Genomic DNA, 14,489 nt, shown 5'->3' on the forward strand with positions numbered 1-14,489 from the left:
TCATCCCTTCAGTCCCGACGTCGCCACGCCGTCCACGAGGTAGCGCTGGAAGACCGCGAAGAAGATGACCACCGGCAGGATCGCCAGCACGCTCATCGCGAACATGGGCCCGAACGCCGAGGCACTCGTCTGGTCGACGAACAGGCGGAGCCCGAGCTGCAGCGTGAAGTTCTTCGGGTCGTTCAGGTAGATCAGCTGGGGGAAGAAGTCGTCCCAGCTCCAGATGAACGAGAAGATCGTCGTCGTGATGAGCGCGGGGCGCATCAGGGGAAGGATGATCGACCAGAACGTGCGATACGGGCCGGCTCCGTCGATGAGCGCCGCCTCGTCGAGGTCGCGAGGGATGCCGCGGATGAACTGCACCATCAGGAACACGAAGAACGCCTCGGTCGCAAGGAACTTCGGCAGGACGAGCGGCAGGAAGGTGCCGACCATGCCCATCTCGTTGAAGATGATGAACTGCGGGATCAGCACCACGTGCATCGGCAGCATGATCGTCGAGATCATGAACGCGAACAGCACTGACCGGAAGCGGAATCGCAGCCGCGCGAATGCGTACGCGGCGAGCGCGCAGCTGAGGACGTTGCCCACGACGGTCAGCACCGAGATTGTCAGCGAGTTGCCGAGCAGCTGCCAGAGGCTGAGCCCCGCGACACCCTGCACCGCGATCTGGTAGTTCTCGATCGTGAACTCGTGCGGGAACGGCGTCGCGTTCGTCAGGATCTCGGTGCCGGGCTTGAAGGACGAGCCGACGAGCCAGGCCACGGGGTAGAGCAGGAGCAGCAGCAGCGCCAGACAGAAGACGTGCCACACGATCGACCCGACGAGCGAGCGGCGGGGGCGACGTCGGCGCTCGGCGGGGCGACCCGTGACGAGCGTCGCGGTCGCGTCGGCGTGAGTGGCGGTCATCGGTCGTCTCCGGCGTAGTGGACCCAGCTGCGCGAGCTGCGGAAGATGAGGGCGGTCACGATCGCGATCACGACCAGCAGGAACCACGCCATCGCCGAGGCGTATCCCATGTCGAACGCGGTGAAGGCGCGGTCGTAGAGGTAGAGCGTGTAGAAGAGCGTCGAGTCGATCGGACCGCCACGCCCGCCGCTGACGACGTAGGCCGACGTGAACGACTGGAACGCGCCGATCATCTCGAGCACGAGGTTGAAGAAGAGCACCGGCGACAGCAGCGGCCACGTGACGGACCAGAACGTGCGCCAGCGCCCCGCGCCGTCGACGGCGGCGGCGTCATAGAGCTCGGCGGGCACCTGCTTGAGCCCCGCCAGGAAGATCACCATCGGCGCGCCGAACTGCCAGACCGCGAGGGTGACGAGGACGTACAGAGCCATGGACGGGTTCGAGATCCACCCGCCGAGGTCGAGCCCGACGGCGCTGAGCGTCTCGTCCACGACGCCGTCGTCCGAGAACAGCGTCCGCCAGACGATCGCGACGGCGACGCTCGCGCCGAGCAGCGACGGGGCATAGAACGCGGACCGGTAGAAGCCCTGCCCCTTGCGCGGGCGGTTCAGCAGCAGCGCGATGCCGAGCGCCGCAGCGAGCTTGAGGGGCACGGCGACCAGCACATAGTTGAGGGTGACGCCGACGGACTTCCAGAACCGCGGGTCCTCGAAGAACATCCGCTCGTAGTTCGCCGTACCCACGAATTCCGGGGCCGTGAACAGGTCGTAGTCGGTGAACGAGAGCACCAGCGAGGCCACCATCGGCCCGATCGTCAGCAGCGCCGCGCCGATGAGCCACGGCGAGAGGAACACCCACGCGGCGCCGTCTCGGGGCTGCCGGCGGCGCTTCGCGGACGGGGCGGGGGCGGGCGGGCGGGATGCCGCAGCCGCCGCTTCGGGAAGGGTCGCCGTCATCGGCACTCCTGGGTGATGTCGGTGGTGGATGCAGGGGGCGGTGTCCGGCCGGGCCGTCGGCGACGACCCGGCCGGACGCGGATCAGGAGATCGCGGACTCGAAGGTCGCGTAGAGCGCCTTCGCGGCCTCCTCGTTGGACTGCTGACCGAAGATGATGTTCTCGTAGGCCAGCGTGAAGTCCGCCGGAAGGGTGCTCACGCCGGGGGGCGCCAGCGGCGACGGGTCGCTGAACTCGGGCTGGTACTCCAGCACGAAGTCGTTGACGATCTTGTCGCCGCCCGACAGCGTGGGCGCGAGCGCCTCGTAGTTGGTGGTGTTCAGCGGGATTCCGCGTGTGAGACCCAGGATCTCGGCGGCCTCCGGGTCGTTGATCAGGAAGTCGAGGAGCTTGGCGGCGACCTCGGGGTGCTCGGACTCGGGCGAGACCGCCGCGACGTTGGTGCCCGCCATGCTCAGACCGAGCCGATCGGTGTCGGACGGATACGGAGCAAGAGCGACGTGCTCCTCGCCGATGGTGTCGACGAACGCTCCGGTGATCGAGGCGGCGATGAACTCACCCGCCGACTTGCCGAGGGCGAAGCCCGAGTTCTGCATGCTCTGGTCGAGCGTCGAAGTCGTCTGCGGGTCGGTGGAGGCGCCCGAATCGCGCAGCTCCTGCATCAGGTCGAACCAGCCCTCGAGGTCGTCCTCGTCGAAGCCGAGCTCGCCCTCCTCGGTGAAGAGCTCCTTGTCGTTCTGCTCGAGCCAGGTCGCGAAGTGCGCGATGTAACCACCCGGGTCGCTGATCGCGGCCTTCGTCCCGCCGCTCGCGGCGCGGATCTTCTCCCCGGCGTCGATCAGGTCGTCCCATGTGAACCCGGGGGCGGGCGCCTCGACGCCAGCCTCCTCGAATGCGATGGGGTCGTAGGCCCACGCGTAGGTCGCCGTGCCGAGCGTGAACCCGTAGAACGTGCCGTCGATCTGGCCGATCTTCTGGGTCGCCTCGGGGATGTCGTCGACCGAGATCACGTCTCCGATGTACTCGCTGAGGTCGGAGGTCGCCCCCTTCTCGGTGTACTCCTTGACCGACTCCATCGGGATCAGGAAGAGGTCGGGCTGCGAGCCACTGGCGATCTGGGTGGCGAGCTTGGGGATGTAGGCGTCGATGGCCGAGAACGACGTCTCGACGGTGACGCCGGGGTTCTGCTCCTCGAAGAGGTCAAGCGCCTCTTCGGTCAGGACGGCGCGCTCGTCGTTGCCCCACCACTGGAAGGAGATCGTCACCGGACCGTCCGCTGCTTCACCTCCGCCCGCGTCCTCGCTTGCCGCGCACGCCGTGGCCGAGACCACGAGTCCAGCGGCGATCAGACCTGCGCCCAGCGCCCGGCGTCCGGGTCGCCTTGGTGCCTGTGCCATGTTGAGCTCCTCTTTGAGTGGGGTGGATTCCCTCGGTGCAGCGGTTCCGCGCGGGTTCGGTCCTCGCTCAGAAACCGGTTCCCGGTACAGTATCAGAGGTCAACCGGTTACCCAAGTAGGTCTGCCAGTACGGAGTGAACGTGAGTCAGAACTCGAGCTATGCCAACCCCGTCCTGGCATTCGACGTGCCGGACCCCGATGTGATCGCGCTGTCGAGCGGCGGGTATGCGATGGTCGCGTCGAGCTTCGACCGGCGGCCTGGTCTGCCGCTGTGGCGGTCCGACGATCTCGTCACGTGGCGCCCGGCCGGATTCGCCGGCGGGCACCAGCCACTTGTGCAGCCGAGCGGAGGCGTCTGGGCACCGGCCATCCGCGAGCACGGTAGCCGGCTCTACATCACCTGGGCCGACCCCGACCGCGGCGTCTACGTCTCCGAGGCACCGCGGCTCGAAGGTCCGTGGTCGGCGCCGCGCATGCTCGTACCGGGACCGGGTCCGATCGATCCGTGCCCCTTCTGGGACGCCGACGGCCGGACCTGGCTGGTGCATGGTTGGGCGCGGTCGCGGGCCGGCTTCGCCAATCGACTCGACATCGTGGAGGTCGATTCGTCGCTGACCCGGGTGCTCGGCCCGTCGCACGTGCTGATCGACGGCGACGCGATCGACGGGTGCAGCGTGCTGGAGGGACCGAAGCTCTATCGCCGCGATGGCGAGTATCTGGTGTTCGCGCCCGCGGGCGGTGTCGAGACCGGGTGGCAGTACGTCTTCCGCTCCCCCGATCTCGCCGGACCCTGGCAGGCCCGCGTCGTGCTCGAGCAAGGGGCGAGCGACATCAACGGCCCCCACCAGGGCGCGTGGGTGGTGGGAGCAGGCGGCGAGGAGTGGTTCCTGCACTTCCAGCACACGCCGCAGCACGGCCGGATCCTCCACCTGCAGCCGCTGGCGTGGGATGAGGCCGGCTGGCCGCGGATCGGCGCAGCCGTGGCCGGGGGTGCGCCCGAACCCGTGGCCGAATGGCGGATGCCGGCCGCTCGGCCGTTCGCCGGGTCCCTGCCCACGGCCACGGCCGATGCCGGATGGCATGGCCACGGAGCGTCACCGGACGATCTCGTGACCCGTGCCGACGAACGGCGCATCGGCCTGCGCGCCGGGGGCATCCTCGCACGGCCCCTCGAACGGGCGCCCCGGTTCGAGGTCACGCTGCGGGAGGGCGCCGGCGCTCTTTCCCTGCTCGGAGAGAGCCATCACCGACTGCGTGTCGCCCCGTCCGAGGTCGAAGCCGTCGCGGATGCCGTCGACCACGAGATCGTCGTCCATACGAGCGCCCCCGTACGACTCGGGGTCGAGTTCGACGGCACCGAGGCCCGCTTCCGTGTCGACGGCGAGCCGGCCGGCAGGTGGTTCACTCCCGTGCCCACGCAGTGGACCGGCCTCGAGTGCGCGCTCAGCGCGCACTCGCCCGACGGCGCCCTGTTCGAGATCGACGCCTGAACCAGCCCCGGCAGGTCAGCCGACGTCGGCGGGGGTGCGGGCAGCCGCATCGGCGGCGAGGCGAGCGGATGCCGTCGCCATGTGGATCGCCATGGCCGAGGCTGCGGCATCCTGATCTCCCGCCTGGACGGCCCGCAGGACGGCGTCGTGCTCCTCGACCGCGAGGAGCGCGGCGGCCGTGCTGTGCACGGCACGATCGGCGTAGACCTGCAGCAGTGAGCGCACGACATGCAGCAGGTCGACGAGCATGCTGTTCTCGGCGGCGCGCCCGAGCGCGTGATGGAACTCCAGGTCGGCTTTCGCGAAGGCCCGCAGATCCTCGATGGAGGACCGCATGCGCTCGAGGTTGGTCTCGACCGCCTTGAGCTCTCGCGCGTTGCCGCGGGCGGCTGCCAGCCGGGCGACGTAGATCTCCAGGCCCGACCGGAGTTCGAGCAGTTCCGCGGTGTTGCGCTCGCCGATCAGCAGGCCCCAGCGCAGGGTCTGCGGCAGCAGCTCGCTGGCCGTGCCGCGCAGATACGTCCCCGAGCCCGGACGCACATCGACGATGCCGAGGATCTCAAGGGCTGCCAGCGCCTCTCTCACGGCCGACCTGCCGACGCCCAGCGTCGCGGCCAGCTGCCGTTCCGGGGGAAGGCGCGTGCCTGACGCGAGCGAGCCGCCGGTGAAGAGGTCCATGAGACGTCGCGCGACCTCGGACACCGGCGTCCCTGCCGGCAGAGCACCCAGGGCCGCGGCGATCTCGGCAGACTGGTCGTCGGGATAGGCGGGCATGCGAACAACCTATACGCGCGGACCCGGCCGGTTGACCCTCGCAGCGCCGGGGACTTGCAATTGGTCAACCGGTTTGTCACACTGGAGCCGGCCGAATGGTCGCTCGAATCACTGTCGATGAGCAGGAGTCACCGTGGACAGCACGCAGACCACCCCCGACGCGCGGGTAGCGCGATCAACCATCCGCAAGGTCTCGATCCGCCTCGTGCCGTTCGTGGCGCTGATGTTCTTCATCAACTACCTCGACCGCACCGCGATCGGCTTCGCCGCCCCCAACGGCATGAACGAGGATCTCGCGCTCAGCGCGGCCCAGTTCGGCTTCGCGTCCGGCGTCTTCTTCATCGGCTACATCCTGCTCGAGGTTCCCTCGAACCTGGCGCTGCACAAGTTCGGCGCCCGGCGCTGGCTCGCCCGCATCATGGTCAGCTGGGGCATCGTCGCGCTGCTGTTCACGTGGGTGCAGAACTTCGAGCAGCTGGTCGTCCTGCGCTTCCTCCTCGGCGTGGCCGAGGCCGGCTTCTTCCCCGGCGCCATCCTGTTCCTCAGCCTGTGGGTCCCCGCGCAGTACCGCGGTCGCGTGCTCATGCTCTTCTACCTCGCGCAGCCGCTCACGACCGTCATCGGCGCTCCGCTGGCAGGGTGGCTCATCCAGCAGGACCAGGTCTTCTTCGGCCTCGAGGGCTGGCGCTTCATGTTCTTCGGCGTCGCCATCCCGGCGATCATCGTCGGCGTCATCGCGTGGTTCTACCTCAAGGACAAGCCGTCCGACGCGAAGTGGCTGACCCGCGAGGAGCAGGTGTGGCTCACCGACGCGCTCGACCGCGAGAAGGCGGCGACGCAGAAGAAGGAGCAGGGACACGTCTCGGCGAAGTACGCCTTCAAGAGCGGGCGCGTGTGGGTGCTGTCGTTCATCTACTTCGGCTTCATCTACGGCCTCTACGCGCTGGCGTTCTTCCTGCCCACGATCATCGAAGGATTCCAGGAGCAGACCGGGCAGACCTTCGACGTCCTGCAGAAGGGCCTCATCACCGCGATCCCGTACCTGCCCGCTGCGATCGTCATGTACTTCTGGTCGCGGGATGCCTCCAAGCGGGGCCTGAAGACGTGGCACATCGCCGTTCCCGCCATCGCGGGTGCCGTCAGCATCCCGCTCGCCCTCTTCGCAGGCTCCCCCGCTGCGACGATCGCGGTCATCACCGTGACGGCGTGCGCGATCTTCGCCGCGCTGCCCAACTTCTGGACGCTGCCCACCCGCTTCCTCACGGGGGCCGCGGCCGCCGCGGGTGTCGCACTCATCAACACGATCGGCAACCTGGCCGGCTTCTCGGCCCCGTACGTCACCGGCGCCGTGCACGATCTGACCGGCGGCTACGAGGTGCCGATGTTCATCGTCGGCTTCTTCATGCTCCTGTCGGCCGTACTGATGGTGCTGCTCGCCCGCAGCAACCGCATCAACGCTGTCACCGTGGACGAAAGTGCCGCGCCGGTCACGCCGACGCCGGCCAGCGCGGCCGCCGCGGAGGAGTCCCGATGACACGACTGTGGAATGATCCTGCGGATTTCGCGGATGAGATGATCGCGGGGTTCGTCGCGGCGAACGGGCGCTACGTGCGTCGCGTGACCGGGGGCGTGGTGCGCTCGACGGTCTCGCCCGCGGGTCAGGTCGCGGTCGTGATCGGTGGTGGCTCGGGCCACTATCCCGCGTTCGGGGGTCTGGTCGGGCAGGGGCTGGCGCACGGTGCGGCGATGGGCAATCTGTTCGCGTCGCCGTCGGGGCAGCAGGTGTACGCGGTCGCGAAAGCCGCTGAGGGCGGCGGCGGCGTGTTCTTCAGCTACGGCAACTACGCCGGCGACGTGCTCAACTTCGACGCCGCCCAGGAGCGGCTGCGCGGCGAGGGCATCGCGTGCGAGACCGTCACGGTCACCGAGATGTCGTCAGCGCGAGCGTCAATGAGAAGCACAAGCGCCGCGGCATCGCCGGTGACCTCGCGGTGTTCCGCATCGCCGCGGCGGCGGCCGAGGCCGGGTACGACCTGGCCGAGGTGACCCGGGTGGCGCGGTTGGCGAATGAGCGGACCCGCTCGTTCGGGGTCGCGTTCACCGGCTGCACCCTTCCCGGCGCCGAAGCACCCCTGTTCACCGTGCCGGAGGGCCGGATGGCGGTGGGCCTGGGGATCCACGGTGAGCCGGGGATCGACGAGACGAGCATCCCGACCGCGGACGGCCTGGCCGAGCTGCTGGTGCAGCGGCTGCTGGGCGAGGTTCCCAACGGTGTCGACGCGGCCCGGGGGGCCCGCGTCGTCCCGATCCTCAACGGCCTGGGCTCGTTGAAGTACGAGGAGATGTTCGTCGTCTACCGGCGCATCGCGCAGCTGCTCACCGATGCGGGCCTGGCGATCGTCGACCCGCACGTGGGCGAGTACTGCACCAGCTTCGACATGGCCGGCACGTCGCTCACGCTGTTCTGGCCGGATGCCGAACTGGCCGGCCTGTGGCAGACGCCCGTCGACACCCCCGCCTACCGGCGCGGGTCGGTCACGACGGCGGCGCAGGCGGATACTTCGGCTCGTACCGCGCTCAGTGCAGGTGCTTCCTCGATCCTGGATGCTGCGACCCTCGAGGACGTGCCGCCGGCGGATGAGGCATCCCGCACCGTCGCGGTCACGGTGCTGGCCGCGGTGCAGACGATCGCCGACACCGTCGACACCCACGTCGAGGAGCTGGGCCGCATCGACGCGGTCGCCGGAGACGGGGACCACGGTATCGGCATGCAGCGCGGCTCGCACGCGGCCCTGGCCGCCGCCCGCGGGGCGGTCGACGCCGGTGCGGGCGCGGGCACCACGCTGGCGCGGGCCGCAGACGCATGGTCCGACAGAGCCGGTGGCACCTCGGGCGCGTTGTGGGGCGTCATTCTCGGCGCCCTCGCGGCCAAGCTCGGCGACGACGGCGACCCTGAGCCGGCCGCCATCGCGGCGGGGATCGTCGCCGGCGTGCAGGGCGTGATGGCGTACGGCAAGGCCGAGGTCGGCGACAAGACGATGGTCGACGCGCTCGTGCCGTTCAGCTCGACCCTCGCCCAGACCGTCGACGGCGGCGCGGACCTCGCGTCGGCGTGGCGGACGGCCGCGGATGCCGCGACCCGTGCCGCTGCGGCGACCGCGGAGCTGCTGCCCCGGATGGGACGCGCCCGCACCCACGGCCAGAACAGCGTGGGAACCCCCGACCCGGGCGCGCACTCGTTCGCCCTCATCGTCACCGCCGTGGGCGAGCTGCTCACGACCCGGAAGGAGAACGCGAATGTCTGACACCACCACACCCCAGCCGCTGCGAATCGTGGTCGGCGCGGATGATGCCGGCTTCGATTACAAGGAGATCCTCAAGAAGGACCTGCAGAACAGCCCCGGTGTCGTGGAGGTGATCGATGTCGGCGTGGACCCCGACGGTCACACCCCGTATCCGAGGGTCGCGATCGAAGCGGCGCAGCGTGTCGCGGCGGGTGATGCCGACCGGGCGCTGCTGATCTGCGGCACCGGTCTGGGGGTGGCGATCGCGGCGAACAAGGTGCCCGGCATCCGCGCCGTCACCGCGCACGACTCGTACTCGGTCGAGCGGGGTGTGCTCTCCAACAACGCCCAGGTCCTCACCATGGGTCAGCGCGTGGTCGGGATCGAGCTGGCCCGCCGCCTGGTGCGGGAGTGGCTGACCTACCGGTTCGACACGTCCTCCGCGTCGGCGGAGAAGGTCGCTGTCATCGACGAGTTCGAGACCACCGGCAGCTGCTGATGCCCGGCCCGGTCATCGTGGGAGTGAGCCTGAAGACCTACTTCGGGCACGAGCAGGCTGCGGCCTGGTTCGCCGACGTCGCGCAGCGTGTCGGTGAGCACTTCGCGGTGACCGCCGGTGACGTGCGGCTGTTCGTGATCCCGACCTACCTGCAGATCCCCGCAGCCCTCGACGCGTTCGCGGGCACCCCGGTGCGGGTGGGCGCGCAGGACGTCTCGGCGTTCCCGGCCGGCGCGTTCACCGGCGAAGTCACCGCTACCGAGCTCGCCGAGATCGGCGTGGCCTATGCCGAGGTCGGGCACGCCGAACGCCGCCGCCTCTTCGGCGAGACCGACGAGGTCGTCGCCGCGAAAGTCGCCGCGGCGCTGGACGCCGGCATCGTGCCGGTGCTGTGCGTCGGCGAGACCGACCGTCTCGCCGCCGCCGACGCGGCGGCGGCGACCGTCGCCCAGCTGCATGCCGACCTCGAGGACTCCCCCGCCGGCCCGGTCATCGTCGCCTACGAGCCGGTATGGGCCATCGGCGCACCCCAGCCCGCACCCACGGCCCACATCACCGAGGTCACCCGCGCGCTGCGCGCCGCGCTGGACGCGCTTCCCGCACGGGCCGGCAGCAGCGTCATCTACGGCGGCTCCGCCGGCCCCGGCCTGCTCACCCACCTCGGCGACGACGTCGACGGCCTGTTCCTCGGCCGCTTCGCCCACGACCCCCACGCCCTCATCACCGTCCTCGACGAAGCATCCGCCCTGGCCGCCAAGCGGGAGTCGGCATGATCGGGCTCGGCACGTACGCGTTCTTCTGGCAGCACTCCGACCAGGTGCCGCAGCCCCTGTCACTCGTCGGCGCGTTCACGGCGACGAAAGAGCTCGGCGTCGATCTGTTCCAGATCTGCGACTACGCCCCGCTCGAGACGATGACCGACCGCGAGCTCGCCGACGCCGCGGCCGCGGCGCGCGAGCTCGGCCTCAGGATCGAGCTGGGCACCAAGGGCATCGAGCCCGAGCGGCTGGAACGGTTCCTCGCAGTCGCCGAACTCTTCGACGCGAAGCTCGTGCGAAGCATGCTGTACTCCCCCGACACCCGGCCCACCCTGGACCAGGCCGAAGAGTGGCTGCGCGTCGCGCTGCCGAGGTTCGAGGCATCCGGGGTCGACCTCGCCCTCGAGACCTACGAGCAGATCGCCACCGCCGACCTCGTCGGGCTCATCGAGCGCATCGGCAGCGAGCGGCTCGGCGTCTGCCTCGACCCGGCGAACGTCGTCGCCCGTCTCGAGCTCCCGCGTGACTGCGTCGCGGCGACCGCGCCGTACGTGAAGAACATCCACGTCAAGGACTTCGCGTTCGCGCGTCAGGCCGGCTGGGTCGGCTTCACCTACGGCGGCGCGCCGATGGGCGAAGGCCTGCACGACTACACGCACTTGATCGAGACGGTGCGTCCTCGTGAACGCGGCATCAACGAGGTCGTCGAGCACTGGCTCTCGTGGCAGGGCGACGCCGAGACCACCATCCGAACCGAGCGGGAATGGACCCGCCTCACCGTCGAATACCTGAGGAGCATCGCATGAGCACCACCGCCAACGAGACCAGCACCCAGACCTACAAGATCGCCGTCATCGGAGCGGGCGGCAAGATGGGCATGCGCGTCTCGAACAATCTCGTGAAGACCGCGCACCAGGTGTCGTACGTCGAGAACTCGCCCGCAGGGCAGCAGCGCACGATCGACGCGGGCCGTGAGCTGACGGATGCCGCGGCCGCCGTCGCCGATGCCGAGATCGTCGTGCTCGCCGTGCCCGACCTCGCCCTCCAGTCCGTGACCGCCGACCTCGTGCCCCAGCTGAAGGCCGGCGCGATCGTGCTGACGCTCGACCCCGCCGCCGCGTACGCCGGTCTGCTGACCACTCGCGAGGACGTCATCCAGGCCGTCGCGCACCCGTGCCACCCGTCGATCTTCCTGCAGCGGCAGACGCCGGAGGAGTGGGCCGACACGTTCGGCGGCATCGCCGCCCCGCAGGACGCGATCGCCGCGATCGAGTCGGACGACCCCGCCAAGAAGGCGATCGTCGAGGCGACCGTGCGCGCGATCTACGCGCCGGTGATCGATGTGCACTGGGTCACGATCAAGCAGCTCGCCCAGCTCGAGCCGACCCTCGTCGAGACCGTCGCGTGCATGATCGGCGCGCTGCTGAACGAGGCGCTGCAGGAGACCGTGAACACCATGGGCGTTCCCGAGGCGGCGGCGCGCAGCATCCTGTACGGCCACACCCAGGTGGCGCTCGCCAACGGCCTGCGCGGCGACAACCCGTTCTCGGACGCCTGCCTCATCGCCATGGACTATGGCCGCGAGAGCATCATCAAGGATGACTGGAAGAAGATCTTCCGCGACGACGAGCTCGACAAGAACCTCGCACGGATGCTGCACCTCGACAAGATCGAGCGCTGACCAGCGTCCGCGGCCGGAAGGGAACAGATATGGGCCAGCTCGACGGCAAGACCGCGCTCATCACGGGTGCGGCACTCGGCATCGGCCTCGCGGTCGCTCAGCGCTTCGCCGGTGAGGGCGCGCGCGTGATCCTCGCGGACCGCAACGGCGAGGGGGCTGCGGCGGCGGCCGCCGAGATCGGCGAGAACGCGCGGGCCGTCACGATGGACATCTCGGACGAGGCCGCCGTCGCGGCGGCCTTCGCCGAGGTCGAGGCGGCCGGCTGGGCGCCCGACGTCGTCGTCGCCAACGCGGGCGTGCAGCTCTTCGGACAGGACGCGCCGGCGGCCGACCTCGACCTCGACGTGTGGCGCCGGACGATTGACATCAACCTGACCGGGACGTTCCTCACCGTGAAGCACGCGGTGCGCTCGATGGTGCGCAGCGCCGATGGGGCAGCTTCGCGCCGGGGCGGCGGCTCCATCATCCTGACCGGCAGCCCCACTGCGGTGAACGGCGAGGGCAAGGACTTCACCGCATACAGCGCGTCGAAGGCGGGCGTTCACGGACTCGCACGCACGGTTGCCGCGGCATATGCGGATCGCGGCATCCGTGTGAACACGGTGCAGCCCGCGTACACCGAGACGCCGCTCGTGGCCGCCATCAGCGAAGACCCCGAGTCGCGTGCAGCGATCGTCGGGCGCATCCCGCTCGGTCGTGCCGGCACTCCGGACGACGTCGCGGGCATCATGGTCTACCTGGCGAGCGACGACGGCGCCTTCGCGACGGGCGCGACCTTCCAGGTCGACGGCGGGATGACCTCGCTCTGATCCGGTCGGTGCACGCGGCCCGGCGGCGCGATTGGTTGAGGTTGAGAAACCATGGCGAGGTTGAAGCATCACGTCTCGCGTGATTTCTCAACCTACGTGCGGTTTCTCAACCACCGTGGACTTTCTCACCGAACGGGCGAGCGGGGTGAGGCGATGAAGGAGGATGAAGGCGTGAGCGAATGGTGGGGCGAGGATGCCCGCGAGTGGCGGAGCGGCCGGTGGTCGCTCGACCTGCGCGGCGACGAGTTCGCCGACATCGCCTACGACGGTCGGGTCGTGCTGAGGTCGGTGCGCGCCGTCATCCGCGATCGCAACTGGGACACCGCGGCGCTCGTGGTCGACCGGATCGACGAGTCCGACCTCGCACTGACTCTTCACGTGCACTCCGAGGGACTCGGGTCCGACCTGCGCGGGGTCGTGCGGGCCGAGGTGCGGGGTCCGGGGCGGCTGCGGCTGCTCACCGACCTCGAGTCGGTGACCGCTTTCGAGACGAATCGCACGGGCCTGGTCGCCCTTCATCCTCCCGGGCTCGCGGGCACCGACCTCGACGTCCGCCACTCCGGCGGCACAGTCGAGCACACCAGGTTCCCCGCACGTATCAGCCCGCACCAGCCGGCGTTCGACATCGCCGGACTGTCGTGGTCGCACGACGGACTCGGCGTCGAGGTGCGTTTCGCGGGCGACGTCTTCGAGATGGAGGACCAGCGCAACTGGACGGATGCCTCCTACAAGACGTACAGCCGTCCGCTCGCGCTCCCCTTCCCGTACCCGCTCGCCGCGGGTGAGCGCGTCGTCCAGTCGATCGACGTCTCGGTGTCGGGTACACCCGCGAGCACCCTTGCGGACGAAGTGGCACGCATCCGGCTCCACGAGGGGCCCGCGCTGCCTGCACTCGCGGTGGCGGCAGCGACCGCGCCCGATCCCGGCCCCGCCGCGCTCGACCCTGCGCCGTGGTCGGCCGTCATCGTCGAGCTCGACCTGGCGACGCGCAACTGGCGTGCCGCGCTCGGCAGGGCCGCGGCATCCGGTCTCGCTCTCGACGTACGGTTCGTGCTCGCCGAAGACGACCCGACAGGCATCGACGACGCGGCATACGCCCTGCGCGACCTGCCCGTGGCGCGCGTCACGGCATTCTGGCCGACGGGGCCGGCCCGCCATGTCTCCGACCTCGAGGCCATCGCGCTGCTGCGCCATGCCCTGACCCAGGCCGGCGTCGACGCTCCCATCGCGGGCGGCGTGCGGTCGCACTTCACCGAGCTCAACCGCGAACATCAGCGGCTGCCCCGACGCCTCGACGGCGTCGTATTCAGCAGCACCCCGCTCTTCCACAGCCTCGGCACGGCGCAGCTGGTCGAGTCGCTGCAGATGCAGCGCCTCGTCGCGGCGCAGGGCGTCGAGCTCGCCGACGGACCCCCCGTGCACATCGGCCCGATCTCGCTGCGGCCCCACTTCAACGACGTCGCGACAGCCCCGCCGCCGAGGCCCGCCCACGACGACCTCCGTGATGGCTACGGCCCGGCGCTGATCCCGGCCGCGGATGCGCGCCAGTCGGCTCCCGAGCTGGCGGCGTGGACGGTGGCCAGCGCCGCTGCCTTCGCGGTGCCCGGGGTGGCGACACTCGCGTACTTCGAGGAATGGGGCCCCCGGGGCGTCCGGGCATCGGACGGCGCTCCGTGGCCGGTCTTCGACGCGGTCACCGCTCTCGCCGAGCTGGCGCGTCGGCCCGGCCTGCGCGGCGACTCGCCCGACGGCCTCGTGTGGGCACTCGGCGCGCGCGCGGAAGACGGCGACGTCGTGCTGGTCGCGAACCTCGACCGCGAGCCTCGGCCCGTCGAGATCGAGCTCGACGGCGGCGAGATCCGCACCGCCGACGTGCCCGCGGGCGGCGTCGTCCGCCTCTGACCACTCGCCCGACCACTCGACTCACCGAGGA

12 protein-coding genes and 1 pseudogene are annotated in these 14,489 nt (G+C 70.0%); 9 read left to right on the forward strand and 4 right to left on the reverse strand.

The genetic code is table 11. The annotated features are described in order from the left end of the window. The 3 genes from HF576_RS05640 to HF576_RS05650 all read right to left on the reverse strand — a co-directional run bounded on the left by HF576_RS05640 (position 1) and on the right by HF576_RS05650 (position 3,261). Positions 1-909 carry a carbohydrate ABC transporter permease gene (locus HF576_RS05640; RefSeq protein ID WP_168911741.1) on the reverse strand — a complete coding sequence of 303 codons (909 nt, stop codon included), beginning with the start codon at positions 907-909 and terminating at the stop codon, positions 1-3. Then, the gene (locus HF576_RS05645; protein ID WP_168911742.1) at positions 906-1,865 is read right to left on the reverse strand and encodes a carbohydrate ABC transporter permease; all 960 of its coding nucleotides are present in this window, start codon (positions 1,863-1,865) and stop codon (positions 906-908) included. Before HF576_RS05645 ends, HF576_RS05640 begins: the two co-directional genes overlap by 4 nt. An 82-nt stretch (positions 1,866-1,947) precedes the next feature. Further along, on the reverse strand, positions 1,948-3,261 hold the full coding sequence (locus HF576_RS05650) for an ABC transporter substrate-binding protein (protein ID WP_168911743.1): 1,314 nt from the start codon (positions 3,259-3,261) through the stop codon (positions 1,948-1,950). Between the two features lie 140 nt (positions 3,262-3,401). On the opposite strand from HF576_RS05650, the gene HF576_RS05655 reads away from it, so the two are divergent. After that, entirely contained in the window at positions 3,402-4,751 is a 1,350-nt protein-coding gene (locus HF576_RS05655) for a family 43 glycosylhydrolase (RefSeq protein ID WP_168911744.1), read from the forward strand. Positions 4,752-4,766: 15 nt separating this feature from the next. Here HF576_RS05655 and HF576_RS05660 read toward each other — a convergent pair whose 3' ends face one another. Further along, positions 4,767-5,525: a FadR/GntR family transcriptional regulator gene (locus HF576_RS05660; protein ID WP_168911745.1), complete on the reverse strand. Its 759-nt coding sequence runs from the start codon at positions 5,523-5,525 to the stop codon at positions 4,767-4,769. Between the two features lie 133 nt (positions 5,526-5,658). Between HF576_RS05660 and HF576_RS05665 the strand changes: the two genes are divergently transcribed. The 8 genes and pseudogenes from HF576_RS05665 (at position 5,659) to HF576_RS05700 (ending at position 14,458) form a co-directional block, all read left to right on the forward strand. Beyond that, entirely contained in the window at positions 5,659-7,059 is a 1,401-nt protein-coding gene (locus HF576_RS05665; protein ID WP_168911746.1) for an MFS transporter, read from the forward strand. A 38-nt stretch (positions 7,060-7,097) separates the two neighbouring features. Further along, positions 7,098-8,830: pseudogene (locus HF576_RS05670) on the forward strand (dihydroxyacetone kinase family protein). After that, entirely contained in the window at positions 8,823-9,308 is a 486-nt protein-coding gene (locus tag HF576_RS05675) for a ribose-5-phosphate isomerase (protein WP_168911747.1), read from the forward strand. Before HF576_RS05670 ends, HF576_RS05675 begins: the two are co-directional and overlap by 8 nt. Continuing rightward, entirely contained in the window at positions 9,308-10,081 is a 774-nt protein-coding gene (locus tag HF576_RS05680; RefSeq protein ID WP_168911748.1) for a triose-phosphate isomerase family protein, read from the forward strand. Before HF576_RS05675 ends, HF576_RS05680 begins: the two co-directional genes overlap by 1 nt. Continuing rightward, positions 10,078-10,872 carry a sugar phosphate isomerase/epimerase family protein gene (locus HF576_RS05685; protein WP_168911749.1) on the forward strand — a complete coding sequence of 265 codons (795 nt, stop codon included), beginning with the start codon at positions 10,078-10,080 and terminating at the stop codon, positions 10,870-10,872. Before HF576_RS05680 ends, HF576_RS05685 begins: the two co-directional genes overlap by 4 nt. Beyond that, the gene (locus HF576_RS05690; protein WP_168911750.1) at positions 10,869-11,747 is read left to right on the forward strand and encodes a phosphogluconate dehydrogenase C-terminal domain-containing protein; all 879 of its coding nucleotides are present in this window, start codon (positions 10,869-10,871) and stop codon (positions 11,745-11,747) included. Before HF576_RS05685 ends, HF576_RS05690 begins: the two co-directional genes overlap by 4 nt. A 29-nt stretch (positions 11,748-11,776) precedes the next feature. Continuing rightward, on the forward strand, positions 11,777-12,556 hold the full coding sequence (locus HF576_RS05695) for an SDR family NAD(P)-dependent oxidoreductase (protein ID WP_168911751.1): 780 nt from the start codon (positions 11,777-11,779) through the stop codon (positions 12,554-12,556). A gap of 171 nt (positions 12,557-12,727) precedes the next feature. Beyond that, positions 12,728-14,458 (forward strand): D-apionate lactonase family protein, encoded by a 1,731-nt coding sequence (locus tag HF576_RS05700; protein WP_168911752.1) that lies wholly within the window; start codon positions 12,728-12,730, stop codon positions 14,456-14,458. Positions 14,459-14,489: the final 31 nt, after the last annotated feature.

This window comes from Microbacterium salsuginis, assembly GCF_012524205.1.
GTDB classification, from domain to species: domain Bacteria; phylum Actinomycetota; class Actinomycetes; order Actinomycetales; family Microbacteriaceae; genus Microbacterium; species Microbacterium salsuginis.